This is a genomic window from Sulfitobacter mediterraneus, from assembly GCF_003054325.1.
Lineage (GTDB): Bacteria > Pseudomonadota > Alphaproteobacteria > Rhodobacterales > Rhodobacteraceae > Sulfitobacter > Sulfitobacter mediterraneus.
The window spans coordinates 39,509-64,671 of the sequence record NZ_QBKU01000004.1; the positions used below are offsets into that span (position 1 = coordinate 39,509).

Genomic DNA, 25,163 nt, shown 5'->3' on the forward strand with positions numbered 1-25,163 from the left:
TCTGGCGCGATTATGCGCTCAGCGATTTCCGGCCCTGGGCGCGGCGTGCGTTGATGATCTTACGGCCAGCTTTGGTAGCCATACGTGACCGGAAACCGTGGCGGCGCTTGCGCACAAGGTTCGAAGGTTGATAGGTGCGTTTCATCGCTCCGTCTCCACTTAATACTTACTGGATCATCGGAATCGTTCCGGCCAGCGTCAATTCAAGCCCGTCCTCTAAAGCTGCTGGCGCGGCAAGTCAAACCCTCTGGAGCGGAAATCTGCGAGTCTTGCAACAATTTCCAAAAAACACGCCGCATATGTTTCAAAGCGGGGGTTTGGACGGGTGCCAGATGCCAAAAACCACACCGATGATCAAGCGCCCGTGATAGACCTGTCGTCATGCGCCGCAACAGTCCATTTAGATAGGAACGATACCCAGTTCCCTATTCCGTGGTCCGAGACATGAGCCTGATGACTGATTCTAATGATGAAAAATCCGCCGTGGCCCGTTATGCGCCGCTCATCGCCATTGCAGTGGTTGCGGCGATCGGCGCATTCACCCTGCGCGATTACCTTAGCTTTGACACGCTGCGTGACAACCGCGAGGCGTTGATTGCCTTTCGCGACAGTAACTATCTGCTGACCGCTTTGATATTTGTGCTGTTTTACGTGCTGATCGTTGCCTTTTCCCTCCCCGGCGCGACCATTGCCACGCTCACGGGCGGCTTTCTGTTTGGCACAGTGCTGGGCACGGTCTTCAACGTCACCGGGGCGACGATTGGCGCCATCGTGATCTTTCAGGCCGCCCGCATGGGCCTTGGAGAACGGCTCAAATCGCGCATGGACGCCTCAGATGGCATGGTGCGCAAGATCAAGCAGGGGATTGATAACAACCAGTGGTCGATGCTGTTCTTCATCCGGCTGGTGCCTGCGGTGCCGTTCTTTGTGGCCAACCTGTTGCCGGCGTTTCTTGGCGTACCGCTATACCGGTTCGCGGTTTCGACGTTTCTAGGAATCATTCCGGGGGCGGTTGTCTATACTTCGGTTGGTGCGGGGTTGGGCGCGGTGTTTGCCGCAGGTGAAACGCCAAATCTTGGGATTATCTTTGAGCCACATATTCTGCTGCCGATCCTTGGCCTTTGTGCGCTTTCAGTTTTGCCCATCATCATCAAGGCCGTGACCGGCAAGAAGGAGCTGCTGAAATGAAGCGGATCAAAACAGATGTGTTGGTCATCGGCGCGGGCTCTGGCGGGTTGTCTGTGGCGGCAGGTGCCGTGCAAATGGGGGCGGATGTCACTCTTTTGGAGGGGCACAAGATGGGCGGTGATTGCCTGAATTATGGCTGTGTGCCCTCCAAGGCTCTGATTGCGACGGGCAAGGCGGCCCATGGGCAAACCCACGCGGCGCAATACGGTGTCGCAAATGCGCCCGGCACGGTGGATTACGCGGCCGCCAAGGATCACGTGGCCGATGTCATCGCACAGATCGCTCCGGTCGATAGCGTTGAGCGGTTTGAGGGGCTTGGCGTGCGGGTGATTGAGGAATATGGCCGGTTCATTTCTGAAACCGAGGTGCAGGCGGGCGATGCCGTGATCTCTGCGCGGCGGATCGTAATCGCCACAGGATCTTCGCCCTTTGTGCCGCCGATCAGCGGTCTGGACCAGGTGCCTTACGAAACCAATGAAACGCTGTTCGAGTTGCGTGAAAAGCCCGCGCATCTGCTGATTGTGGGTGGCGGCCCGATTGGCATGGAGATGGCGCAGGCGCATATTCGCATGGGCTGCAAGGTCACTGTCATCGAAGGGGCAACCGCGCTGGGCAAGGATGATCCGGAACTGGCCGAAATCGTACTGCAATCGCTGCGCGATGAAGGTGTGGTGATCGAGGAAGGCGCGAAAGTTTCCGAAGTGCGCGGCAAGGCGGGCGCAATTGAGGTACTGGCCGAAGATGGCCGGTCTTTCAAAGGCTCGCACCTTTTGATGGCGGTGGGGCGCAAAGCCAACACCGATAAGCTGGATCTGGAAAAAGCGGGTATTGAACCCATACGCAACGGGATCAAAGTGGATGACGCCCTGCGCACCACCAACCGCAAAGTCTATGCCATTGGTGATGTCGCGGGCGGCCTGCAATTCACCCATTTGGCGGGCTATCATGCCGGGGTGATCATTCGGTCGATGTTGTTTGGCCTGCCCAGCAAGGCCAAGACGGCCCATATCCCTTGGGCCACCTATACTGACCCTGAGCTGTCTCAGGTGGGCCTAACCGAGGCGCAAGCGAAAGAGCAACACGGCGATAAGTCGGAAGTCGTGCGGTTTCACTATCACCACAACGACCGCGCCATTGCTGAACGCAAGACAAAGGGCCTGATCAAAGTGATGGTGGTCAAGGGCCGCCCGGTCGGTGCGTCGATTGCCGGCTATCAGGCGGGCGAGTTGATCAACCTCTGGGCCTTGGCGCTGGCCAACAATATGAAAATGAGCCAGATTGCCGCTATGGTTGCTCCCTATCCAACCATTGGCGAGATCAACAAACGTGCCGCGGGCGCCTATTTCAGCCCGCGCCTGTTTGAAAGCCCAATGGTCAAGCGGGTGGTGCGGCTGGTGCAACGGTTTCTTCCCTAGGGCTGCCTTGTGGGGTGTTTTGTGCGAACGGTTAGAGGGTGAAGACCACGATGATCAACTCCCTGTCTGGGCGACTGCTGATCCTGACCACAATCTTTGTGATGGTGGCCGAAGTGATGATCTTTGTGCCGTCCATTGCGCGGTTCCGCGAAGACTACATGCTCAACCGGCTTGAACGGGCGCAGATCGCCTCGCTGGCGTTGCTGGCGGATGATATGCTTGATCCGGCGCTTGAGGATGAGCTGCTCAAGAATGCCGAGGTGTTTAACGTGGTGCTGCGCCGCGATGAGGTGCGGCAGCTGATGTTGTCCTCCGATATGCCGCAAACCATTGCCGCGACTGTCGATCTGCGTGATGCAACCGCGATGGTGCTGATCCGCGACGCAATGCGCCGCCTCTTCCGCCCCCAAAACGAGGTGGTCCGGGTGATGGGCGAGCCGGTGCGCGAGGCCGGGTTGTTGATCGAGATCACCATGGAAACCGCGCCGATGCGTATGGCGATGATCGATTATGGCCTGCGCATTCTGGTTTTGTCGGCAGTGATTTCGGTGATCACGGCCTTACTTCTTTTTCTGGCGATGCGGGCCTTGCTGCTCAAACCCATCAAAGGTGTGGTTGGGCATATGCAACGCTATGCACGCGCGCCCGAAGACGCACGGGGGATTATCGAGCCTTCGGCCAGCGTGACTGAGTTGCGCGAGGCGGAGGTGGCGTTGCAAATGATGCAGACCGATCTGACCCAAGCGCTCAAGCAAAAGGAACGTCTGGCGCAGCTTGGCTCTGCTGTGAGCAAGATCAGCCACGATCTGCGCAACATCCTTGCCGCGGCGCAGTTGTTTACGGACCGTATCGAGACCTCCGAAGATCCGACCGTGCGGCGGCTTGCCCCCAAGCTGGTTGGCTCCATTACCCGTGCGGTGCATTTGTGCGAATCGACGCTGGCCTTCGGCAAGGCCGAAGAGCCGGGGCCGACCCTGACCATGATGGCCATGGCCGAATTGATAGAGGACGCCATTGATGCCGAACGATTGGCGAGCCGCGATCAGAACCTGAGCTTTGCTGTGAATGTGCCTGCGGGCATGCACCTGCGGGCCGATCCCGAACAGATGTATCGCGTTTTGTCCAATCTGGTTCGCAACGCCCGCCAAGCCTTGATGGCAACAGGGCAGGAGGGCGAAATCGGTGTGACCGCCCACGAAGATGACGCCGCCTGGCACATTGATGTTTCTGACACGGGGCCGGGGCTGCCGCCCAAAGCACAGGAGCATCTCTTTACCCCTTTCCAAGGCGGGGCTCGCAAAGGTGGTTCCGGTTTGGGCCTTGCGATTGCGGCTGAGCTGGTGAAGGGCCACGGCGGATCATTGCAGCTGTTGCGCACCGGTGCGGATGGCACTTGTTTCCGGGTGACGCTGCCAAAAGGCGATGGCGCGATATGATCTGGATGCGGGCAAGCCGCGCCCGGCCATAGAAATATGACGTTTCATTCGCCCGCCCCACGGCGATTGAGACGCAAAGTGACGTAATCGCAAAAAGTCGCGAAAACAGACTTGCAAACCCTGAGCGGGCCGACTAAACCGCGCCCTAGTGGACCGATAGCTCAGCTGGATAGAGTACTTGACTACGAATCAAGGGGTCGGGGGTTCGAATCCTCCTCGGTCCGCCACTTCCAAAAATTTCGTTATTTATCAAGTGCTTATGGCGCTTTTCTGAGCAAAATCATGTATCTGAACAGCAGATAACCCGGATAGCTGGACACAGGCGCATAACCTCAAGGCGCGAGTCGGGCTAGAGATCTGCTTTGAGCAAGAATTCTTCTTAGTTCGACAATACGCTAAAGCGACCTGCAATCGAGCGAAACGGCACTTAAGTCTGGAGGACCCGCAAGAGCGGATATGGCTGCCCTTGGCCGCAACCCGGTCTCTGGGGGCAAGGTCGGCGGTGCGCAGAAAGTGAGCTTTGCAAAGTCTAACGCGCGGTCCGTTGCTGCCTATGGCTTCAAACTGGTTCAAAAATTACTCTCTAAATCTGAAGCAGGTATATTTCGTTTTTCGCCGCCTCAACCTTAAGAGCTTTTGTATGCCACATCCTACACATTATAGTAGAGCAAAACCCAAATTTTGAGCGCAGTGGAAAATGAAAAAGCCTTCTGGAATAGATGATCGCCCTGAGCAGCTTCGCCCACCTGTTTTAAAAGAGGTCGGTGTTACTGAAAGCGAAAGGTACTTGGCAATCCTCGCGGAAAAGTCCTTCCTGAACCTTTGGTCCTATCCAAGTCCTTACAGAGACCAAAAAACTGGCGGAAAGGGACGAGGTGATGGCAAAGAACTATGCGATCTGCTCGTGGTTTGCGGCGATCATATCATCGTTTTCTCGGAAAAGAGCATTGAGTGGCCAACTGGTGAAATACCCATTGCCTGGGCGCGATGGGTTAAGCGGGCGGTGTTGGCTGCAGCCAAGCAAGCCAAGGGCGCAGAGAGATGGATAGAAGAGCATCCCAACCGCATCTTCCTGGATCGGGACTGCAAAAACCCCTTCCCAATTAACCTGCCCCCTCAAGAGAAGCGCAAGTTCCACCATGTAATTGTCGCACGCGGTGCATCAGTTCAGTGCAAGAAACACTTCGCAGGCCACTCCGGCAGCCTAAACATTCAGCCAACTCTGAAAGGAAACATGCACTGTCCAAGGGACCCAGGCGAAGCGACCCCATTTGCCATTGGGGATGTGAACCCTGATGGCTCCTTCGTTCATGTTCTCGATGACGTGTCTCTTGATATCGTAATGAATGAGTTGGATACCGTTCGAGACTTCACGGATTACCTTGGAAAGAAGGAAGAGTTTGTTCGATCCGGGCAACTTCTATCCGCTCAAGGTGAAGAAAACCTGCTTGCTTACTATGCCATCAGGATTAATGAGGACGGCGACCACGATTTTGTCGTTGATGACGCTCTGCTCCAATAACGATTGATCGTGACCACTACAGAAACTGGGTTTCTGATCCCCAGTACCTCGCAAAAAAGGAAGCCGACAAAATCTCCTATGTCTGGGACAAGTTCATTACCTTGTTCACAGAGCATATGCTTAATGGTACGTCCATCACTCTTGACGATCATGAATTTGAGCTGAGTAGGAACGAGCTCGGCGTTAGGTTCATGGCTCTGGAAATGCGTTTCAGCAGACGAAGTCATGGCGAAGCCATCATGGGGGCCTTGGAGCAGGGAAGAACCAAAGACGCCTTCTTCCGCATGATGCTGTCCCCCGCCGGCGCGAGGGACAACGAAACCGCTTTTTTTATTATGACATTCAAGTATCAGGCCTGGATGGAGGACAAAGGCGGTTATGAACAATATCGAAGAAAGCGTACGGAACGGGCAATGATTTACGCCCATGGCCTTCTGGAAAAGTACCCACATTTGAAGAGGATCGTTGGGATATCCCGTGAACCACCAAAACAAGGCCGCGGTGTATCTGAAGATTTGATTTATGCTGAACAGGGGGACTGGAACGACGAGGAGCGCCAGCAGATAAGAGAAAACTGCAGGGAACTCGGAGTTCTACAACAGCCACTGAAGATGCGGCGTGTGGAAGATGAAGAGTATCCTGAACTGACACAGATAATTATTGAACGCCAGGCCCCCCCTAGAATGGTGACGTCCAATCGAAAGCAGAGGCGGAAGCAGGCGGCAAAGAAACGGAAAGCTGGGCCAAGGAAGTGACTTCGGGATTAACGTCTGCATGCCCAATTGCTTTTCAGCGACTGGTACGACTTACTCAGTCCCCTTTGATACCAGCTTACCGAAGATCCTCTGTTCCATAGAAAGGAAATGTCAGCTTTGGGCTGCAAACCGCCGAATGTGTCGGCGGCACGCCGCAGCTCGCTTGAGGTGGGAATGTGCTCCAACTAGGCATCTACCAAACCTTGTATGGTTCGTGTGCGCAGTGAGCGTTGAAGGTTGGTTGTACAGCAACGCCGTTCACCACCTCCTTCCGATGAGTCGAGTGTTCGAAAAACCTGAACAATAGATCTAAGTCATTGATATGCATTGGCGCTAAAGTTTTGTTCAGGTTCTGATTTTCCTTTATATTTCAACGCAATGTGTCATTCTCCTCGGTCCGCCACTACCCCTTAAATACCGAATATCACGCGGTCCTGACCTAAGTGTCATAACGCTGATGCGGGCGTGGCAAAGCGAGTGCGAATCTTGAGGGGCCTCCGGGTTTCACACGGTCCGTCGCGTTGATTGAGCTGAGCCAAAAAACGCGCGATCTGCCATTCTATTGCCGAAGATCCGGGCCTTTGCCCGCTTCGCGCATCTTGAGCCTGTGACCAACTTCAACGATCGCCTCAAGCGCTGGGACAAGTTCGCTGCCCAGATCTGTTAGGGCGTATTCCACCGAAGGAGGTGAGGTTGGCTGCACATTGCGCGACAGTACACCGCGCTGCTCAAGCTCGCTCAAACGGGTCGACAGCACCTTGGCCGAGATCGGCGGAATGTCCATGCGCAATTCATTGAAGCGGCGCGGGCCGGCACGCAGTGACCAAATCACATTGGCCGCCCAGGCACCGGAGATCACGGCCATGCAATGGGTCAGCATACAAGGCTGCGGCGGGTCGGGGCTGTGGTTTTTGCGAACTTTGAGCGCCATTTCAGGTGACTAGGTTTCCATGGGGTAACTGGATAATGAGGTAACCAGTGGAAACCAAGTTGTCAACGGTTATCCAATCTACCATCTCTAATCCACCACACCAACCGATTGGAGTTATGACAATGAAACTTTACTACAAACCCGGTGCTTGCTCGATGGCGTCACATATTATCCTGAACGAGCTTGGCGTTGCGTTCGACCTGGACAAGACCGACACAGAGGCGGGCACGACCGAAGCGGGCGATGATTTCCGCCAGATCAGCCCAAATGGCTATGTTCCGGCGCTGGTCACAAACGGCGGCGATATCGTGACAGAAAACCCTGCCGTGTTGCAGTATCTGGCCGATCAGGCGCCGGATGCCGGCCTTGCCCCCGCGCATGGCACTTTGGCCCGCATTCGCCTGCAGGAACTGCTCAACTTCGTCTCATCCGAACTGCACAAGTCTTTCAGCCCGTTTTTCTCAGGTGTTGAGATGGATGATACACGGCGCGAAAAGGCTGAGGCAGGTGTTCAGCGCCGCGCGGCCTATATCGAAAGCAGACTTGCAGACGGGCGCGACTTCCTCTTGGGTGATACGTTCACCGTTGCGGATGCCTATGCTTTTGTGGTGCTCAACTGGGCTGGTTTTGTTGGGGTCAACCTCGATGGTTATCCCAAAACTCAAGCCTATGTGGCCCGTATCGCCGCGCGTCCGGCCTCGATCAAGGCGATGATCGCCGAAGGTTTGATGGAGCAAGCGGCATGACCAACTTTACTGCAGTCACGGGGGTGATCGAGACCTATTTCGATGGTCTTTACCACGCCGACGCTGGCAAGCTGGCCACCGTTTTTCACCCAAGGGCGATCTATGCAACGGCGGATGAGACGCCTTTGCTTTATCGTACGATGGACGAATATCTTCCGGTGGTGGCGGGGCGAAAATCCCCCGCCTCGCGGGGGGAACCACGGCGTGATGTGATTGAATCGATTGAGTTCGCGGGCGAGAACACCGCCTTTGCCCGCGTGCGCTGTTCCATCGGCTCAAAGGATTTTGTCGATTTCCTGACCCTTGTGCGGGCCGATGGGGCATGGTGGATCATGGCCAAAATATTCCAGATCACGGAACGTGAAAGCTGAAAGGACTTGAAATGCCCTATGTAAACATCAAGGTGACGCGCGAGGGCGTCACTCCCGATCAAAAGGCTGAGCTGATCAGCGGCGTAACCGATTTGCTGGTGCGGGTTCTCGATAAAAGCCCGGCAACAACTTTTGTTGTCATCGACGAAGTTGCGCTTGAAGATTGGGGGATTGGCGGCCTGCCAGTTGAACAATACCGCAACGCATTGGCCCGTTGATTCAAATGGCTATGCGCACATCTCTTTGTGAATTGTTCGAGATCGAGCATCCCGTTTTGCTGGCACCGATGGCAGGTGTCAGCGGCGGGGCGCTCGCCGCGGCAGTCAGTCGGGCAGGCGGTTTGGGTCTGATCGGTGGCGGCTATGGCGATGCGGCTTGGCTCGAACAGGAATTCGATGCAGCAGGCGATGCGCGGGTAGGGGTGGGTTTTATCACCTGGTCGCTCGCACGCCAGCCTCATCTGCTGGATCTGGCTTTGGCCCGCAAACCTGCCGCGCTCATGTTGTCGTTTGGCGATTTTGGGCCGTTCCTACCGCAAATCAGGCAGGCGCAGGTCAAGCTGATCGTGCAGGTGCAGACCCTGGATCAAGCGCGTGAAGCGGTCGAGGCTGGCGTTGATGCCATGGTGGCGCAAGGCACCGAAGCTGGGGGGCATGGCGGGGCAAGAGCGACGATGCCCTTCGTTCCGGCCGTGATTGATATTGCGCAAGGCACACCCGTCATCGCCGCAGGCGGCATTGCGGATGGGCGCGGTTTGGCGGCAGCGCTTGCGCTGGGCGCTGCGGGCGTTTTGTGCGGCACTGGGTTCTTTGCCAGTGACGAATCTCTCGCCAGTGGCGCCGCCAAAGAGGCCGCTCTTGGTGGCAGTGGTGACAACACCGAACGCAGCTCTGTTTATGATGTTGCACGCGGGCTGGACTGGCCTGCAACTTGGAACATCCGTACGTTGCGTAATGGCTTCACCCATCGTTGGAGCGCGGACATCAGCGGCCTGCGACAGAACCTTAAAGCCGAGCAAGCCCGCTTCAACGCGGCCACGGCAGCGGGGGATACCGATATCGCCCCGGTGATCGTCGGCGAGGCGGCGGATCTGGTACACCGCCGCGAACCTGCGCATGTGATCCTACAAAGAATGATGTCGCAAGCCGAAGAGCGTTTGCGGCACCTCAGCCAAATGGTCGATCCCATCAAAAGGAATGAGAGAATGTCAAAACTAAAAGGCAGCTGTTTGTGTGGTAAGGTCTCCTTTGAGGTCGCGTCCAGCTTTGACAAAATGTTCTTGTGCAGTTGTGATCAGTGCAGACAGATCACCGGATCGGCCTTCGCATCCAACTTGTTCACCGCCGCAGATCAATTCAAATGGCGGTCCGGAGGCGATGACATCGCCAACTACCAGATGCCGGGCCGGGACATTTCCAAATCGTTCTGCCGCACCTGCGGCTCCGGCGTTCCGTGGTCCAGCGGCGACGGAACCAAAATGATTGTTCCTGCGGGGTCTTTGCAGGGGGAACCGGAGGTTGCGCAGATGTACCGGACATTTATCAGCGAGCAACCGTTGTGGTCATCCACCCTCGACCAGGTCGAAGCGCATGAAGGGTTTCCAAGCTAGGGTCCGGGTCCAAGATCCGCTGTGCGATACGAAGAGCATAGGAGAAGGCCAAGGCTGTGATAGGCCTTGGGCATGACAGATTCCCTTTCAGATGCAAAAGCACTGGATACCAAGCAAACAATGGCCGCGCTTGGGGTGCTTTTTGCGTCGGTCTGTTTTGGTATCGTCCCCTATTTCAGCAGAAATCTGACCGACCAAGGGCTGGCCGCACATTCGGTGGCCTTTTACCGATATGTCATCACCGCAGTGATTTTGTTGCCCGCGTTTCTGAGCCAGTTGAAGGCATGGCGCGAACTTGTCTGGGGCCTCTGTGCAGGCGCAGGTATGGGGCTGGGTTGGATCGGATATGTAAGGGCGGTTGAAACGATCCCTGCTTCGACAGTTGGTGTTCTCTATATGACTTACCCTGTGTTCACGGTCGTCATTGCATGGGCAATGTTTGCCGATCCACCATCCCGCAGGGCCTTGCTTGCCTCCGGCCTGATCTTTCTGGCCGCCGTTATCGCCGGAAATCCAGCTGCGGTTCCTTCTCAAGACTTGCCGGCATTGATCTTTTCGCTGGCGGCGCCTTTGGGGTTCGGTTTTGGCATATGCGTCCTTGTGCATCGCCTTTCGCGCATCCCACCGCTCGCGAGGATCGCGTCTGTTTCACTGGGATCGGTATTGGCGCTGTCGCCTCTTGTTGCGACGTCGACAGCGGCGGAAATTTTGCCCGCTGACGCAAGTACATGGATCATGATTTTGGGAATTGCGGTTGTCTCCGCGCTTGTCCCACAGCTGATTTATACTGTCAGCTCTCCCATCATTGGCGCGTCGCGCACCGCTGTGATTGGCAGCGTTGAATTGCCGACCATGTTCCTTGTCGGCATGTTCGCATTTGGCGAGACCCTGACGATTGCGCAGCTCAGTGCCTGTGCGTTGGTCATCATCGCAATCGTTCTGACACGAAGCCGCGCCACGCGGAACGTAACGACCAACATCGCCAGAAATCCCTGACCCCTGTGCAAGGTCAGGCGCGCATGCGGGCATACTCCGGGTCATAGGGCGAGGGCGTGATCACTTCTGCCGTCACCAATTCACCGCAGAGGTCCAACTGCATTGCGGTGCCGACCGCCGCCAGTTCTGGCAGGACAAAGGCATAGGCGAGGTTCATGCCTACACGATGCCCCCATTCGCCCGAAGTGACCGTGCCCACTACCGCATCACCTTGCATCAAGGATGCACCACCATGCGCAGGCGCGGTTGTGCTGTCTACCTTGAGCGTCACGAGGCGGCGTGCCGGCCCGTTCTTCATTCGCTGCCGCAAGGCATCCTGTCCGATGAACGCCCCCTTGTCCGGGCGAACAAAGCGGTCCAGCCCTGTCTCAAACGGATCAAATTCGGTCAGCAGATCGGCCTTCCAATGCAGAAAGCCTTTTTCGAGCCGCATGGAATCCACCGCGCGCGCGCCGAAGAGTTTCATGCCATGTGCTTTGCCCGCCTCGCGCAGGGCAAGATAGACCGCATAAAGAGAGGCGTTCGCCACGTGGATTTCATACGCCAGTTCACCAGAAAAGCTGACACCTAGCACGGTCGCGGGCGAGAAATCGATGAAACATTCGCGCACTGACAGCCAAGGAAAGGCCTCTTTGGACCAGTCGCCTCGGGCGCAGTCCGATAGCACATCGCGTGCTTTGGGTCCGGCCAGAACGAGGATCGTCTGATCGTTGGTCATGCTGTGGATCTGGACGTCTTCGTCCGGCTGCAGATGCTGGGTCAGCCAATCCATGTCGTGATATTCGGAAGCCGCTGCCGATCCATACCAACAGCGGGCCGGGCCGCGATCCGAGGCCGGGATATTCGCAATCGTTGCCTCACCTTTGATCATGCCGTGATGGTTCAGCAGATACCCAAGGCCCACGCGGCCATCCTTTTTGGTGACGGCCCCGCAAAACATCCGGTCAAGAAAACTGTGCCGGTCCGCGCCGGTAATCTCGAAGCGGTTGAAGCCGTTCACCTCGCATAGACCAGCGTTTTCCTGCACGTTGCGGACCTCTGCACCGACAATGTCGAAGGTCTCGTCGAAGTTAAAGCTCAAGCTCGGGTGGAAATCCGGTGACGGCTTGATGTAATCCACCCGCTCCCATCCATTCACGACGGTAAATTCTGCACCTTCGGCGGCCATGATCGGCGTGAGCGGTGTTGTCTTGGCGTTGCGTCCGGCGGGGCGATGTTCGTGAGGGAAATGAAAGCGGAATTCGTTCTGGTAGTCTTCGATTGCCTTGAGCGCGGTCAGTTCGACATTTGTATGCCCGGTGAACCGCCGTGGATCGATGCACCACGTGTCATACTGCGCCTCGCCATGCACGATCTGCTGCGCAAGCAGCCAGCCGTGGCCGCCGCCTTCGCCCACACCCGCCCGCAGGCCGATGATGCAAAATGCGTTTCGTTTGCCGGGGATCGGGCCAACAAGCGGCGCTCCGTCAATCGTATAGGTGATCGGGCCGTTGACCACACGTTTGATGCCAACTTCGGTCAGGGCAGGCATCCTCTCAAACGCCCCCTCCAGTACGTCCATCACCCGGTCCAGATCATCGGGGCACAGATCATTGGCAAAGCTCGGGCTGATGCCATCCATGCCCCATGTTTTGCAGTCCTGTTCGTAGAACCCCACCAAAAGGCCATTCTTTTCCTGCCGCGAATAATAATCGCTGATCGGGCAACGCAACAGCGGCATGCGGTGACCGGCCTCGGCGATGGCTGGAATGTCTTCGGTAACGAAATACTGGTGTTCCATGGATGCAACGGGGTGATGCACCCCCATCATGCCGCCCACTTCGTTCACGCGATAACCGCAGGCGTTCACAACGATATCGGCGTCGATGCTGCCTTTGTCGGTCTCTACCGTCCATGTGTCATCGGCATGCTGGGTCAGCGCGGTAACGTTGGTGTGGCGGTACACTTCCGCACCAGCCTTGCGGGCATGAAACGCAAGTGCCTGACACAGTTGCGCCGGATCAATATCACCGTCTTCGCCATCCCAAAGGCCGCCCAGCAGGTTGTTTGTTGAGATCAGAGGGTGTCGACGGGCGCATTCCTCTGCATCGATGACTTCAAAGGTCACTCCCATGCCCCGCGCCATCGACGCAAAGTGGCGATAGCCCTGCATCTGTTCTTCGGTGTTGGCCAGCCGGATGCCGCCGTCACCATGGTGATAGCCGACAGGATATTCTGGATCGTCACGCAACTTCTTATAAAGGTTGATGGAGTGGGTCTTGAGCCCCACCATCGTCTGGTTCATCCCAAAATTCGTCACCTGCGCCGCAGAATGCCATGTGGTGCCTGAGGTCAGCTCATCCCGTTCGATCAGAACAACGTCGCTCCAACCTTCTTCGGTCAGGTGATACAATGTTGAGCAGCCGGCGATCCCGCCACCGATGACTACAACCTTTGTGCGTGATTTCATTTACGTTCCCCTCAGAAATGGTTCGCTTACCAAAGCAAGACTTGCGCTTTGGGTTCAAGGAATGGGTATCTATTCGCAAAAGTTGGGAAATAAATTCCCATTTTTTGAAACTTATACTGCCGATATTGGGGCAAGTCACACAAGATATTGTCTGGAGAGGGGCGGGCCTCGGCGAAGTCCGAGACTCCGCCGCCGCATTTGAAACGCGGGATTAACGCACGCGTGAATATCCCGTTAGGACAAGGCTCCGCGCTAGTCGATGAGGGCAAACTGATCTTTGAGCCACGGCGTTATGCGATGGGTCTCTGCAATCGCCTGCCGGCTCAATTCGCTACGCACCTTATAGCTGACAAGGTCGATCACGGATTGCGCACAATCGGGGCTGGTGATCAAGGACAGGGTGCGCCCAAAGCTTTTGCCGGGAAAGGGGTGCATGCGCAGCTTGGGTTGAAACCGTCTTGCGCGGGAAAACAACAGCGGCGTTGTGATGGTCCAGCCCGCACCCGCCGCAACCATGGCCATCAGCGTCTGGTTGTTGCCGCATTTGAATTTGTTTGGCAACTGCACGCCCAATCGGCGCAGTTGCGCTTCGATCTGGGCAGCAATAATCAAATCGCTTGAAAATTGCAGGAATGGCAGCTTGGCCTTTCCTGCGACGATATCGGGCAGTGAGGATTCCGCTGACACAGGCAGCACGGCAACAAAAGGGTCGCGCAGTAGCGGCCACTCTATCAAGTCATTGGTGGATTTTGCCGGTGTTGTCACGATCCCCAGATCCAACTCCCTGTGGCGCAGCATCTTGATGATCTCGTGGCTGGCGCCGGTGTGGTAGAGGAAATTGCAGTCCGGCATTTTCTGGGACAGGTAAACCGCAAGTTCAGGTGATACGTCGCTGTCCAGATCTTCGATGGTGCCGATCCGCAGGTAAGATGCATCTGCAACATTGCCGGCGGATGCTTCGGCGGTTGCCTTTCGGATGGCCTGCATGGCCTGCGCGATATTGCGCAGAAAATTACGCCCTGTTGGTGTCAGGATCATCGGTCTACGGCTGTGGTCAAACAGATCCACACCCAGATGGTTTTCGAGATTGCGCAAATGGTGAGAAACTGTGCTGATCGACAATCCGGATTCCTCAGCGGTGTCCTGCAACGAATGCGTGCGCGCATAGGTCTGAAAAAGCTCCAATCCCTTCAGGTTGAGTTCTTTGTTGGAAGCATGTGTTGCCATAAGAGAATGGGTCCGGTCATCAAAAGGCTTTCCATTTCATCACTTAAATCGGCAAACAATGCCAACCAAATCGGGAATCTGGGGCCCGTTGCAGGGCGCAATTTACCTTCCCGCAGCACCTCGCGGGGACTACCCATCAGGCCAGAAACTAAGTTCAACAGGCTGATCTCTCAAGATATTGGACACTGATGGGCATGAGATCCGGGCGGTTGCGTTTGATACGTAAATCCGTTCTAAATAACCTCTGATTGTTCACAGGCTCTAAACATCGCATGCAGACCTTTCCGCTGACGGCGTGGCAGCACTCCAGCCTGTTGCTTGAACAACATCCAAAGGCCAATCGCAATTTCCTGACCCACACGACCCATTCTATTGCCATGCGTGTGCGCCCTGGGTTGAGCGAACGGCGATTGCGCCGGGCTTTTGCACAGCTTTGTGCCCGCCATGACGTCACCCGTCTGGTGATCGACCGAAATGGATCAGAGGCCAAATGTTGCATTCTGGAATCGCGCGCCTCGCAGATGGGTGTTCATGACTATGCCGGCGCCGCCGAAAAAGACATCGAAGCGATCACCCATAAGCATGCACGCAGCTTTCTGCCGCTGATCGGGCATGAACTGGTGCAGCTTGATCTGCTGATGTTTGGCGACCTTGGCGATGTTGTGGTTTTCCGGGTGCATGCCTGCCTGACAGACGGTTTTGGCATGACCTTGATGCGCGATGATCTGATGAAGTTCTATTTTCAGATACCCATCGTGACCTCAGCTGTTGGCTATGGCGCCTATTATCAAGGGTGGGGCAGGGACCGTGCCATGAGCGGCGTATTGGCAGAGCGGTTTTGGGAGGACAAGCTATTGCCTGCACCGCCACCTCCGCAGATCGGGCGGGTCAAACGCGGTATGCCGATCTTGCAGGGAGGGCTGACGTGGCAAACCGGGGCAGACTATTATTGTGATCTCACTGCGGGGCAAGTTGCCCAGCTGAGTACGCAGGCGCAGGCTGCGGGCACAACGGCATTCATGTTGGCCAATACGGCCTTTATCCAGACCGTGGCGCAGGCCGGGGAGGTCGATGACGTGCTTTACTCGCTGACCCTCGGACGCCACGACAACCGCTTGTTCCAATACGCGGGTCATCATGCGCTGCACCCGTTGATGCGGTTTCGACATTGTGAGGGTCAATCTGTCGTCGATGCGGCGCAAAATCATGCGCAGCAATGGCGTGAGACATTGGATCATCTGCCGGCAATTGCCGCCCGGCGCGAAGGGACATGGGATCGCAGGTTGCTCGACGCAGGCAGTTATCCCCGGCAGATCACAACTGGCAGCCGGATGCCCCTAAACGGCAATCGGAAATCCTCAGGCGCCGCGGCGCTGCCTTCGGAAGACGGGACCGTTCGCATTTGGTCGATGGAGCTGAGCGAAATCGCGATGCCGCATTATCCGGGTGATTTTGACGAGCTGGTTCTGCGGGCCGAATTTGAGCCGGAGCGTAGTGCGTTGCAATTCAGATACGACGCGGACGCCTATAGCGAGGATGAGATCGCAGCGCTTGCCCAGGACACATTTGCCCGCTTGGGGTTAAAGGTGGGCTCAACCCAAAGTTTCGCCTGACAGGCCAGCGGCGATGCCGCTTTGTTCGGAGCCTTCCTTGACCTGCCGCTATGGTAGCGCCGGATAGACGTTGCGGAACAGTTTTTGCCGTTCTGCATAGGCCGCTGCCAACGCTGGGTCTGGCGCAATGCTTTCTTGCAAGTCCGGAGTGCCGAACACATCCGTCATACCACTTGCCGCCATGGCGAGGCGCGCCGCGCCGAGGGCCGCGCCTTGTGATCCACTTGCTGGTACTTTGAGGGTCAGCCCGGTTGCCGCCGCGATCATGTTGAGCCATGCTCTGGATTGGCTGCCACCGCCGGCCACCCATGCGCTTGTGAGTGGGGCACCGCTTTGATCAATGGCGCGGCGGCAGTCGTTCAAGGCAAAGGCCACGCCTTCCATCACGGCTTGGGTCATTTCGGTCAGCCCGTGCTGGCGTTTGAGGCCAAGAAAGCTGGCGGATGCATCGGGGGCGTTGTGCGGGGTGCGTTCCCCCGACAGATAGGGCAGGAACGTTACGGGCGAGGCGGCGCTGGGCAGATTATCGATGCCGGTTGTCAGGTCTTTGGCGGACCGTCCCGCAAGATCGGCGAGCCAATTGAGGCTGTCGGTCGCCGATAGGATAACCCCCATTTGATGCCATGTGTCCGGCAGCGCATGGCAAAAGCTGTGGACGGCGGATTCGGTGTTGGTGGCATAGTGATCTGTGGTGGTGAACAAGACACCCGAGGTGCCAAGTGAGACAAAGGCATCACCCGGTTTGGTGATGCCGAGCCCGCAGGCTGTCGCGGCATTATCTCCCGCGCCGCCCGCCACCACAACGGAGCCAACGCCCCACGCTTTGGCCAGCTCCGGCCGCAGGTTTCCGGCGCTTTCAGACCCTTCGACAAGCTGCGGCATATGACTGCGATCAAGGCCCGTGCCAGCAAGCAGTGCATCGGACCAATCTCGTTTGCCGACGTCAAGCCAAAGGGTGCCAGCGGCGTCGGACATTTCCGACATATGCCGTCCGGTCAGCCACAAACCGACGTAGTCTTTGGGCAAAAGTACCTTGCGGGTCTTGGCGAAAACTTCGGGCTCGTTCTGGCGCACCCATTCAAGTTTTGGCGCGGTGAAACCAGCCATGACGATATTGCCGCCAATCCCGCGAAAATCAGCGCGGGCTTCCAGCGCCTCGCATTGCGCAGCTGAGCGGCCATCGTTCCACAAGATTGCCGGACGCAGCGGATTGTCGGCTTCGTCCAGCAAGGTCGCGCCATGCATTTGGCCGGAAACAGCGATGCCTTTGAGGGCGGCAAATGCCTGTGGAGCCTCTGCACGAACGGCGGCGATGGCGGCTTTGCAGGCGGTGATCCAAGAGTTGGGATCTTGTTCTGACCAATTGGAGTGCGGGCGCTCGACCGTCAGAGGCGCATGGCCTTCGGCAATCGGGCTTTGTGCGTCATCAATCAAAAGTGCTTTGACACCAGAAGTGCCGAGGTCCAGCCCCAAAAACATAACTAATCTCTTTCTTTTAAGGGTGTCTTGGCCGGTACGGACTGTCCGGCCAAGATGGTATCGGTTGCCGCTTAGAGCGGGTTGTCAGAATAGTAGTCGAGGTCAGGCCAACGGCGGTCAGTTCAATCGCGGTGGGAATGCCGCGGAGCACCACGATGGCACCACCGTCTGGCATCTGCGACGTCATAGACTCACCTGAAACCTTGCCAAAACCGGAGGTGTCGCCCGCAACGTAAAGATCTTCGATGGCTGGATTGAACTGGCGGCGGTCCACTACGGAGACCCACGCGCCGTAGTCAGCAACAGCCTGTACAGGCGCGGTCGGGGGATCGGATTCATTGTTGATCCTCGCGGTTTTGCGGCTTCAGACGAAGCGGTTGACGATGTTTTCCAAAATTTCCTGACGGCCCGAACGTGGCTGCGGGTCGATGCCATCGGCCTCGACCTGTGCGGCGATGGATGCCAGGTCACTGTCCAACAGTGCGCTGTGCCCGGCTTTGTCCCATCCGGCATAGCGGTCGTTGCGCATTGCCTCCAGCGCGCCATCTTCGAGCATTGCTGCGGCTGCTTTGAAACCGCGTGCGCAGACATCCATCGCACCGGCGTGCGCGGCAATAAGATCAACAGTATCAAGGGATTGGCGGCGCAATTTGGCGTCAAAATTGGTGCCGCCTTTGGTGAATCCACCTGTCTTAAGCACCTCGTAATAGGCCAGTGCGACCTCGGGCACGTTGTTGGGAAACTGGTCCGTGTCCCAACCGGATTGGTAATCGTTGCGGTTCATGTCAATCGACCCAAGGATGCCCAAGGACGACGCGAGGGCCAGCTCGTGTTCGAACGAATGACCGGCAAGGATCGCGTGGCCCTGTTCGATATTCATTTGAACCTCGCCTTCCAGTCCAAATTCCTTGAGGAAGCCATAGACAGTGGCAACGTCGAAATCATATTGGTGCTTGGTTGGTTCCTGAGGTTTCGGCTCAACCAGGATCGCACCTTTGAACCCGATCTTGTGTTTGTACTCGACAGCCATCTGCAAGAACCGGCCCGCCTGTTGTCGTTCACGTTTGAGGTCGGTGTTCAAAAGGGTTTCGTAACCCTCGCGCCCGCCCCAAAGTACATAGTTCTCGCCGCCCATTTTATGGGTCGCATCCATGCACAGCTTCACCGTGGCCGCAGGCCATGCGAAAATCTCGGGATCGGGGTTGGTGGCAGCACCGGCCATAAACCGGCGGTGGCTAAACAGGTTGGCAGTGCCCCACAGCAGCTTGGTTTTGCTGCTTTCCATCTTGCCCACCAGATAGTCGATCATCTGCTCGAAATTCCGGCGGCTCTCGGCAAAGGTTGCGCCTTCAGGGCGGATGTCGGTGTCATGCCAGCAAAAGAACGGCACGTTCAGCAGATCGAACATTTCAAAGGCAACATCTGCCTTCATCCGGGCGAGATCCATAGTGTCGCCAAACCAGGGGCGCTCAAATGTCTGGCCGCCAAAGGGATCGCCGCCGGGCCACGCAAAGGAATGCCAATAGGCCACGGCAAAGCGCAGATGATCTTCCATCCGTTTGCCCATGATCATTTCGTCCGGATTGTAGTGACGAAAGGCAAGACCATCGGCATCTGGATCAAACCGCAGGGGGCTTAGGTCTTCGAAAAAGTTGGTCATTCTTGGCGGGCCTTTCTGTCAAAGCTACTCATTTGGGAGGTTATCGCGCAGGTAGATCGCCGGGATCAGTTCTGGCGCCGGTGGCGGCGGCAGATCGTCCACAATGGCTTGCAACAGGGCTAGGGCGCGGTTGAGTTCAATTTCGGGGCGTTGGTCGATCGCCACGTCGATGGTGCCGTCTTCCAATGCGTCGCGGGTGCAGGTCGAAAGTTCATGAACCACACAGACGGACAGGCCATCGCGGCCATTCATCCGAATGGCATCCACCAACCCTTCGTTACCCGAGCCGACATTGTAAATCGCAGTGTTGCCAGCGTCATTGCGCAGGCGTTCGGACAACAATTCGCGCATTTGGCGGGGTTGGTCCATGGTTTCGATCACGGGTGTGATTTCGATGTTTGGAAAATCGCGTTTCAGCACAGCCCTGAACCCTTTGATCCGGTCGGAGTGGTCTCGGGCATCAAGCGATCCGGCAGCGACAATCAAGCGGCCAATGTTGCCAGCATGAGCCATACCGACCAGTCGCGCGGCGGTGCGTCCGGCTTTTTCGTTGTCGATGCCGATGTAATGGTCGCGGCAGTCTTGTGGTCCGTCAGAGACCAGTGAAACCACCTTCACACCGGATGCGCGCAACGCTTCCAAAGGCTTCAGCGCAGCCTCTTGGCCCAGCCCGACAAAGGCCACGCCATCATAATTTGTTTCTGACAGCCCTGATAAGGCGGCCTCCAGCGCGTGAATGTCAAAAGCTTCAAATTCAATCACATCGATAGAGACACGGGCGGATTTGAGGTGCAGCGCTGCTTTTTGCAACTGTTCGTGCATTCGGCCAAAGAAGGCGTGAGACCGGCGCGGCAGGACAAAAGCCAGATGATAACCGCGTTTTTTGGACAGGTTGGCAGCGGCTATATTTCGCACATAACCAAGTTGATTGACGGCCTCTTCGACCTTGCGAACAGATTTCTCTGCCACGTTACCACGCCGGTTCAATACGCGATCAGCAGTCGCAGAGCTGACACCAGCCAGCCGCGCGACGTCATGGAGCGTCGGGCTTTTCATTGTTCCTCCCCTGACCACCGAAAGCTTGGTGATCGTGGTGTTCAGGCTGTTTCAAAAAATGATGATCGTCAATCATTTTGTCTTGAAAGATGTGGAAAGCCAAGAGAAGGCGTAGAATTCATGTTTAATAATAGTACATTAATTGGATGTGTTGGCGCACATATCGGTCATCAAGTTTTGTGATTCGTCCATCATTATGCTCCATTGCGCACCCCGAATCCCCGTGTGCCCGAGGCGTATCCAATGTCAAAAGCAGGGCGCACGACCTCTGATCCCGATGCAGAGGTCCGAACGAAGGTTGCGCCGCACCACGAGAGAATCCCTTGCCCGCGTTGCACAAATTGTCATTCACCGACCAACCAAGGGAGGTAGCGAGCAGACGTGTCGCTGGTTGATCGTCAAAGTGCCGTTCTTGTTTTAGGGCCGCTCTAAATATGGATTTCGTGCCTCGATGAGCACAACATCTGGTAGATTTTTCGCTCTCGTCGCTTTTGTTCAAGTGGGGTTTTGTCAAAACCTGTCACACCCGCTTGGGTGTCTTTTCAAGATCAGGATTGGTCGCAATTTGAAACGACTGGACGTGCCGAGCCGGATTATTTGCACCCTGTAAGGTGCTGCTTTTCCCAGCCTTGGGAGAGGCGGAGAATTGGGAAGCTGGTGCAAATCCGGCGCTGCCCCCGCAACGGTAACGAAGGGAAGGTCGCAACCAAACGCCACTGAGAGAGGACCTCGGGAAGGCGTTGCGACTGTGCCATTGGCACCTTCAAAGCCCGGAAACCAGCCTTGCAGAACGTCAATCCGCGGGCGGCGGTGCAGGCGCTGGTTTGGGTGCACGTCCTCCCCGTGGCGCCCACCCCTGCGCTTTGCCGTCAATCGCTCCAGCAACGCCGCAGATCGCGGCCGGGAAGCACAAGATGAATAACGATATCAATGTATTGCTTGCGGGACGCCAGATCGGTCACGCGTTGGAGCAACCTTTCTATACTGATCCGGCGGTGTTTCAGACGGATATGGAAACCATATTCTACCGTGATTGGTTGTTTGCTGTAGCGGCCTGTGAGCTGGAGAAATCGGGCAGCTATGTCACTCACACAGTTGGTGCATACCGGGTGGTCATCGTGCGCGGTGCAGATGGCCAGATCCGTGCGTTCCACAATTCCTGCCGCCACCGCGGGTCTGTGATCTGCACGGCTGCCAAGGGCAATGCGCCAAAACTGGTGTGCCCTTATCATCAGTGGACCTATGAGTTGGACGGCTCGCTCCTTTGGGCGCGGGATATGGGGCCGGACTTTGACCCCTCCAAACATCGCCTGAAATCTGTGCATTGCCGTGAACTGGCCGGGTTGGTTTATATCTGCCTTGCTGATGATGCGCCCGATTTTGACAGCTTTGCCGAACTGGCCGCGCCCTATCTTGAGCCGCATGATCTGGGCAATGCCAAGGTGGCGTTCGAAAGCTCGATCATTGAGAACGGCAATTGGAAGCTGGTCTGGGAAAACAACCGGGAATGCTATCATTGTGGCGGCAACCATCCGTCTTTGTGCCGGACATTCCCGGATGATCCATCGGTCACAGGGATCGAAAGCGGCGAGACGCCGCCCCTTTTGGCGGCACATTTTGAACGCTGCGAGGCGGCGGGCATCCGGTCTGATTTCCAGTTGGACGCAGAGGGCCAATACCGGCTTGCGCGGATGCCGCTCAAGGAAGGCGCGAAAAGTTATACGCTGGATGGCAAGACCGCGGTGCGCCGCTGGTTGGGCCGCGTGCCATTTGATGATGCTGGCACCTTGCTCAAGTTTCACTATCCCTCAACGTGGAACCATTTTTTGCCGGATCATTCCATCGTGTTCCGTGTGACACCGGTGAGCCCCACGGAAACCGAAGTCACCACCAAATGGCTGGTGCACAAAGATGCGGTTGAGGGCGTGGATTATGACCTCAAACGTTTGACTGAGGTTTGGATGGCCACCAATGACGAAGACCGCCGCGTGGTTGAGGACAATCAAAAGGGCATCAATTCGCCCGCCTATACGCCCGGCCCGTATTCGCCCACGCAGGAATCCGGCGTGGCGCAGTTTGTCGATTGGTATTGCGCGACACTGTCCGCGCGGCTGGCCCCTAAATCACTTGCGGCGGAGTAGGCGCAATGAATGATATGAGCAACAAACCCATGCGCGGCACTTGGAAAGACGATGAAATGCTGGAATGCGTTTCGGTCATTCCGGAAATGCCGAATGTGGCCAGCTTTACCTTTCGTGCACCTTCTGGTGCGCTGTTTGACTATCAGCCGGGCCAGTTCCTGACCCTTGAAATCCCTGTGCCGGGCGGCACGGTGCATCGGACCTATACGATCTCGTCCTCACCATCGCGGCCACGTTCGATCACGATCACCGCCAAAGCGCAAAGTGACAGCATCGGCACCCGTTGGATGCTCGATAACCTCAAGCCCGGCGTGCGGCTCAAGGCGTTTGGTCCGGTGGGTCTTTTCACCAATGCGGCCAGTGACGCGGACAAATACCTGTTTATTTCGGCAGGCTCCGGCATCACGCCGATGATGTCGATGACAACCTGTCTGTGGGATGAAGGCACCGATCTGGATGCCGTTTTCATCAATTGCGCCCGCGTGCCTTCGGAAATTATCTTTCGGGAGCGCCTTGAACAGATGGCCAGCCGCGCACCGGGGCTTGAGGTGAAATTTGTGGTTGAGGCACCCGATCCCTATGCGCCATGGACCGGATATCAGGGAATGTTCAACCAGCTGATGCTGGGTCTGATGGCGCCCGATTATCTGGAACGCGAAGTCTATTGCTGTGGGCCGGAGCCGTTCATGCAAGCGGTACGTGACGCGCTGACGGGGCTTGGCTTTGATATGGACCGTTATCATCAGGAAAGCTTTGGCGCGCCTGTTGAAGAGGAGGCGGATCAGCCGGATCTGGATGATGTGGTCCCAGATGAAGAAAGCACAGCTGAGGTCTACTTCGCGCAGTCAGACGTACGGCACAAATGCACCGAAACCGATACCGTTCTGGCCGTGGCGCGGGCGGCAGGGCTGAATATTCCGTCGGGCTGTACCTTCGGGGTCTGCGGCACCTGCAAGGTCAAAAAGACCGGCGGCGATGTGCATATGGTCCACAACGGTGGCATCTCGGAAGATGACATCGAGGCAGGATATGTTCTGGCCTGTTGTTCACACCCAATGGGCAAGGTGTCGATCGAGATTTAAGGATTGCCCCTCCGGCGCTGGCGACGGAGGGGCATCCATGATCAGACAAAGGCAAACGGGTCATCAATGACGCCCACCAGAGGCATCAAAAACGCGCCGTCAGTTGGCCCTGTTGCGGCGATGTGGAAGGCGTCAATGGCGTTTTTGGCAGCCAGAAGGCTGTCTTCGCTGCCGTCAAACAATTGCATGGCTGTGCTGGCATTTCCCACCTCTGACATGCCTTTGATCACCGCGAAATAGGCACCGATATCAGCTTTGTCTTCGAGATAGGCCTGATCGACATAGGATTGCGGCACAGGATTGGCAGGGAACTTGGCCCCCTGAATGATCGCAAGGATAAAGTTTGGCGGGGTCACATCGGCGCTGTTTTCCAACACGTCGACCCAAAAGTTAAAGCCCGCATCGTCGGCCTGACGGCCCAGCACGTTTTGATAGACAGCCGTCACAAAGGCGCTGACATCGGTCAGGTTGCCCGCGTCATCCATCACACCTGCGTAGGTTTCCTGCGTTTCTTGCTGGGTGAAAAAGCTCGCGGCCATATCAGCAATGCTCAGCCCTTCGGCAAACTTGCTGGCCCAGAAGAACAGGCCAAGCGCATCGGGCGCGCGGTTGAAATAGGCGACATACAGCTCGACAATTTCTGAAAACGCATCGGCGCTTAGGCTGGCCGGTCCGTCAAAGATATCCAGATGCATGGGCTGCCCGCCAAAAACGTCCATTTCTGATCCAAAATCCAGAAACTCCACATCAACAAGGGTATCGATATCCGTGCCGGAGGACAGACGATTGGTGATCGTCGTGGCCTCAGGTGACAGCGTCAGGGTGTAGCTGTTTTGATCGCCGGAATAGAGAACCGTGTCATCCCCTGCGCCGCCGTCAATCGTGTCGTGGCCTGCGCCGGGATCAATCGTGACACTTCCAATGCCTGCGTTGATCGGGTCAGGTCCGGGTGAGCCGACGATAAAGTCGTCTTCGGTTACCTGAGTGCCGGCGGGGGCATCGAATGCGATGTGCTGGCCCGGTGTGAAGGCGCCTTTTCGTGGAATAGCAGACTCCAAGATTGAGTTTGCCCATGCTTCTGCAACCGCAACGGAGGTGAATTGTGGCAAGGCCGCGCCGTCAAGCAGAACAAGCACCTCTTGCAGTTCCCCGCCTGTGAATGTCTGGGCGAGGAAGAGTGTGGAAAAGTTGTTGTCGCCCCATTTGACATCAAAGACCAGACCCAGGTCGTCTGCATAGAGTCGCCCTGCACCCTCTAGATAGGTGGCCGAGAATACGTTCATGTCAATGTTGGTGTGAGAGTAATTCCCAATGGAATCGTATTCGACAGAATAGGAAAATCCGGTTTCAGTGTCGGCGGAAACCAATACCAGATCTGTGATGGCTACACCAACAAGACTGCCAGTATAGGCATTGCTACGGATCAATTGCGCGGGAATTGTATAAGTGGTCATCGGCTACGTGTCCTTGCAAATCGGAGAATCGGC

At 56.5% G+C, this 25,163-nt stretch carries 22 protein-coding genes, 1 tRNA gene and 1 riboswitch; of the genes, 14 read left to right on the plus strand and 9 right to left on the minus strand.

Annotation, left to right across the window (positions count from 1 at the left end; genetic code table 11):
• Positions 1-10: 10 nt before the first annotated feature.
• On the minus strand, positions 11-145 hold the full coding sequence (gene rpmH, locus C8N31_RS07490) for a 50S ribosomal protein L34 (RefSeq protein ID WP_025048050.1): 135 nt from the start codon (positions 143-145) through the stop codon (positions 11-13).
• Between the two features lie 308 nt (positions 146-453).
• Between rpmH and C8N31_RS07495 the strand changes: the two genes are divergently transcribed.
• The 6 genes from C8N31_RS07495 to C8N31_RS07520 all read left to right on the plus strand — a co-directional run bounded on the left by C8N31_RS07495 (position 454) and on the right by C8N31_RS07520 (position 6,316).
• Positions 454-1,188, plus strand: a complete 735-nt coding sequence (locus C8N31_RS07495; RefSeq protein WP_025048049.1) for a TVP38/TMEM64 family protein — start codon at positions 454-456, stop codon at positions 1,186-1,188.
• Positions 1,185-2,603, plus strand: coding sequence for a dihydrolipoyl dehydrogenase family protein (locus C8N31_RS07500; protein WP_025048048.1), 1,419 nt, complete (start codon positions 1,185-1,187; stop codon positions 2,601-2,603). Before C8N31_RS07495 ends, C8N31_RS07500 begins: the two co-directional genes overlap by 4 nt.
• Positions 2,604-2,653: 50 nt before the next feature.
• On the plus strand, positions 2,654-4,039 hold the full coding sequence (locus C8N31_RS07505; RefSeq protein ID WP_025048047.1) for a sensor histidine kinase: 1,386 nt from the start codon (positions 2,654-2,656) through the stop codon (positions 4,037-4,039).
• A gap of 150 nt (positions 4,040-4,189) precedes the next feature.
• A tRNA-Arg gene (locus tag C8N31_RS07510) sits at positions 4,190-4,266 on the plus strand.
• A 470-nt stretch (positions 4,267-4,736) separates the two neighbouring features.
• The gene (locus C8N31_RS07515) at positions 4,737-5,561 is read left to right on the plus strand and encodes a hypothetical protein (protein ID WP_025048046.1); all 825 of its coding nucleotides are present in this window, start codon (positions 4,737-4,739) and stop codon (positions 5,559-5,561) included.
• Between the two features lie 191 nt (positions 5,562-5,752).
• The gene (locus C8N31_RS07520) at positions 5,753-6,316 is read left to right on the plus strand and encodes a hypothetical protein (protein WP_146173114.1); all 564 of its coding nucleotides are present in this window, start codon (positions 5,753-5,755) and stop codon (positions 6,314-6,316) included.
• 559 nt (positions 6,317-6,875) lie between these two features.
• On the opposite strand, the gene C8N31_RS07525 is transcribed toward C8N31_RS07520, so the two are convergent.
• Positions 6,876-7,247 carry a winged helix-turn-helix transcriptional regulator gene (locus C8N31_RS07525; RefSeq protein WP_025048044.1) on the minus strand — a complete coding sequence of 124 codons (372 nt, stop codon included), beginning with the start codon at positions 7,245-7,247 and terminating at the stop codon, positions 6,876-6,878.
• 122 nt (positions 7,248-7,369) lie between these two features.
• Here C8N31_RS07525 and gstA point away from each other — a divergent pair, with 122 nt between their 5' ends.
• From gstA to C8N31_RS07550, 5 genes are all read left to right on the plus strand, one after another.
• Entirely contained in the window at positions 7,370-7,993 is a 624-nt protein-coding gene (gene gstA / locus C8N31_RS07530) for a glutathione transferase GstA (protein ID WP_025048043.1), read from the plus strand.
• Positions 7,990-8,364: a nuclear transport factor 2 family protein gene (locus C8N31_RS07535; protein WP_025048042.1), complete on the plus strand. Its 375-nt coding sequence runs from the start codon at positions 7,990-7,992 to the stop codon at positions 8,362-8,364. The genes gstA and C8N31_RS07535 overlap by 4 nt, the downstream gene beginning before the upstream one ends.
• Before the next feature lie 11 nt (positions 8,365-8,375).
• Positions 8,376-8,582 (plus strand): tautomerase family protein, encoded by a 207-nt coding sequence (locus C8N31_RS07540; RefSeq protein ID WP_025048041.1) that lies wholly within the window; start codon positions 8,376-8,378, stop codon positions 8,580-8,582.
• Between the two features lie 11 nt (positions 8,583-8,593).
• Entirely contained in the window at positions 8,594-9,973 is a 1,380-nt protein-coding gene (locus C8N31_RS07545) for a nitronate monooxygenase (RefSeq protein WP_197021512.1), read from the plus strand.
• Between the two features lie 72 nt (positions 9,974-10,045).
• A complete protein-coding gene (locus C8N31_RS07550; protein WP_025048039.1) occupies positions 10,046-10,969 on the plus strand; it encodes a DMT family transporter in 924 nt (307 codons plus the stop codon).
• Positions 10,970-10,982: 13 nt separating this feature from the next.
• On the opposite strand, the gene C8N31_RS07555 is transcribed toward C8N31_RS07550, so the two are convergent.
• Both C8N31_RS07555 and C8N31_RS07560 read right to left on the minus strand, forming a co-directional pair.
• A complete protein-coding gene (locus C8N31_RS07555; protein WP_025048038.1) occupies positions 10,983-13,418 on the minus strand; it encodes a GcvT family protein in 2,436 nt (811 codons plus the stop codon).
• 252 nt (positions 13,419-13,670) lie between these two features.
• Positions 13,671-14,645 (minus strand): LysR family transcriptional regulator, encoded by a 975-nt coding sequence (locus tag C8N31_RS07560; RefSeq protein WP_025048036.1) that lies wholly within the window; start codon positions 14,643-14,645, stop codon positions 13,671-13,673.
• A gap of 272 nt (positions 14,646-14,917) precedes the next feature.
• Between C8N31_RS07560 and C8N31_RS07565 the strand changes: the two genes are divergently transcribed.
• Positions 14,918-16,258, plus strand: coding sequence for a condensation domain-containing protein (locus C8N31_RS07565; protein ID WP_025048035.1), 1,341 nt, complete (start codon positions 14,918-14,920; stop codon positions 16,256-16,258).
• 48 nt (positions 16,259-16,306) lie between these two features.
• On the opposite strand, the gene xylB is transcribed toward C8N31_RS07565, so the two are convergent.
• The 4 genes from xylB to C8N31_RS07580 all read right to left on the minus strand — a co-directional run bounded on the left by xylB (position 16,307) and on the right by C8N31_RS07580 (position 20,453).
• Positions 16,307-17,737 (minus strand): xylulokinase, encoded by a 1,431-nt coding sequence (gene xylB / locus C8N31_RS07570; RefSeq protein ID WP_037918291.1) that lies wholly within the window; start codon positions 17,735-17,737, stop codon positions 16,307-16,309.
• Between the two features lie 16 nt (positions 17,738-17,753).
• Positions 17,754-18,011: a hypothetical protein gene (locus C8N31_RS20330; protein ID WP_170116155.1), complete on the minus strand. Its 258-nt coding sequence runs from the start codon at positions 18,009-18,011 to the stop codon at positions 17,754-17,756.
• Between the two features lie 90 nt (positions 18,012-18,101).
• Positions 18,102-19,397 carry a xylose isomerase gene (xylA, locus tag C8N31_RS07575; protein WP_025048034.1) on the minus strand — a complete coding sequence of 432 codons (1,296 nt, stop codon included), beginning with the start codon at positions 19,395-19,397 and terminating at the stop codon, positions 18,102-18,104.
• 24 nt (positions 19,398-19,421) lie between these two features.
• Positions 19,422-20,453 carry a LacI family DNA-binding transcriptional regulator gene (locus tag C8N31_RS07580; RefSeq protein WP_025048033.1) on the minus strand — a complete coding sequence of 344 codons (1,032 nt, stop codon included), beginning with the start codon at positions 20,451-20,453 and terminating at the stop codon, positions 19,422-19,424.
• Positions 20,454-21,045: 592 nt separating this feature from the next.
• Positions 21,046-21,253: riboswitch (cobalamin riboswitch) on the plus strand.
• A 114-nt stretch (positions 21,254-21,367) separates the two neighbouring features.
• Between C8N31_RS07580 and C8N31_RS07585 the strand changes: the two genes are divergently transcribed.
• Both C8N31_RS07585 and C8N31_RS07590 read left to right on the plus strand, forming a co-directional pair.
• Positions 21,368-22,594 carry an aromatic ring-hydroxylating oxygenase subunit alpha gene (locus C8N31_RS07585; RefSeq protein ID WP_025048032.1) on the plus strand — a complete coding sequence of 409 codons (1,227 nt, stop codon included), beginning with the start codon at positions 21,368-21,370 and terminating at the stop codon, positions 22,592-22,594.
• A 5-nt stretch (positions 22,595-22,599) separates the two neighbouring features.
• A complete protein-coding gene (locus C8N31_RS07590; RefSeq protein WP_051544598.1) occupies positions 22,600-23,676 on the plus strand; it encodes an FAD-binding oxidoreductase in 1,077 nt (358 codons plus the stop codon).
• A gap of 41 nt (positions 23,677-23,717) precedes the next feature.
• Here the strand turns inward: C8N31_RS07590 and C8N31_RS07595 are convergent, their stop codons facing one another.
• Positions 23,718-25,130 carry a DUF4214 domain-containing protein gene (locus C8N31_RS07595; protein ID WP_025048030.1) on the minus strand — a complete coding sequence of 471 codons (1,413 nt, stop codon included), beginning with the start codon at positions 25,128-25,130 and terminating at the stop codon, positions 23,718-23,720.
• Positions 25,131-25,163: the final 33 nt, after the last annotated feature.

Excerpts from the sequence above, each read along its gene's own strand:
- xylB (WP_037918291.1), bottom strand. The coding sequence starts at position 17,737 with ATGTTTTTGGGGCTGGACCTCGGCACTTCTGGTGTCAAAGCACTTTTG.
- C8N31_RS07545 (WP_197021512.1), top strand. The coding sequence starts at position 8,594 with ATGCGCACATCTCTTTGTGAATTGTTCGAGATCGAGCATCCCGTTTTG.
- C8N31_RS07520 (WP_146173114.1), top strand. The coding sequence starts at position 5,753 with ATGGCTCTGGAAATGCGTTTCAGCAGACGAAGTCATGGCGAAGCCATC.
- C8N31_RS07500 (WP_025048048.1), top strand. The coding sequence starts at position 1,185 with ATGAAGCGGATCAAAACAGATGTGTTGGTCATCGGCGCGGGCTCTGGC.
- gstA (WP_025048043.1), top strand. The coding sequence starts at position 7,370 with ATGAAACTTTACTACAAACCCGGTGCTTGCTCGATGGCGTCACATATT.
- C8N31_RS07495 (WP_025048049.1), top strand. The coding sequence starts at position 454 with ATGACTGATTCTAATGATGAAAAATCCGCCGTGGCCCGTTATGCGCCG.
- C8N31_RS07505 (WP_025048047.1), top strand. The coding sequence starts at position 2,654 with ATGATCAACTCCCTGTCTGGGCGACTGCTGATCCTGACCACAATCTTT.
- C8N31_RS07580 (WP_025048033.1), bottom strand. The coding sequence starts at position 20,453 with ATGAAAAGCCCGACGCTCCATGACGTCGCGCGGCTGGCTGGTGTCAGC.
- C8N31_RS07540 (WP_025048041.1), top strand. The coding sequence starts at position 8,376 with ATGCCCTATGTAAACATCAAGGTGACGCGCGAGGGCGTCACTCCCGAT.
- C8N31_RS07550 (WP_025048039.1), top strand. The coding sequence starts at position 10,046 with ATGACAGATTCCCTTTCAGATGCAAAAGCACTGGATACCAAGCAAACA.
- C8N31_RS07515 (WP_025048046.1), top strand. The coding sequence starts at position 4,737 with ATGAAAAAGCCTTCTGGAATAGATGATCGCCCTGAGCAGCTTCGCCCA.
- C8N31_RS07590 (WP_051544598.1), top strand. The coding sequence starts at position 22,600 with ATGAATGATATGAGCAACAAACCCATGCGCGGCACTTGGAAAGACGAT.
- C8N31_RS07525 (WP_025048044.1), bottom strand. The coding sequence starts at position 7,247 with ATGGCGCTCAAAGTTCGCAAAAACCACAGCCCCGACCCGCCGCAGCCT.
- C8N31_RS07585 (WP_025048032.1), top strand. The coding sequence starts at position 21,368 with ATGAATAACGATATCAATGTATTGCTTGCGGGACGCCAGATCGGTCAC.
- C8N31_RS07560 (WP_025048036.1), bottom strand. The coding sequence starts at position 14,645 with ATGGCAACACATGCTTCCAACAAAGAACTCAACCTGAAGGGATTGGAG.
- C8N31_RS07535 (WP_025048042.1), top strand. The coding sequence starts at position 7,990 with ATGACCAACTTTACTGCAGTCACGGGGGTGATCGAGACCTATTTCGAT.
- xylA (WP_025048034.1), bottom strand. The coding sequence starts at position 19,397 with ATGACCAACTTTTTCGAAGACCTAAGCCCCCTGCGGTTTGATCCAGAT.
- C8N31_RS07565 (WP_025048035.1), top strand. The coding sequence starts at position 14,918 with ATGCAGACCTTTCCGCTGACGGCGTGGCAGCACTCCAGCCTGTTGCTT.
- rpmH (WP_025048050.1), bottom strand. The coding sequence starts at position 145 with ATGAAACGCACCTATCAACCTTCGAACCTTGTGCGCAAGCGCCGCCAC.
- C8N31_RS07555 (WP_025048038.1), bottom strand. The coding sequence starts at position 13,418 with ATGAAATCACGCACAAAGGTTGTAGTCATCGGTGGCGGGATCGCCGGC.
- C8N31_RS07595 (WP_025048030.1), bottom strand. The coding sequence starts at position 25,130 with ATGACCACTTATACAATTCCCGCGCAATTGATCCGTAGCAATGCCTAT.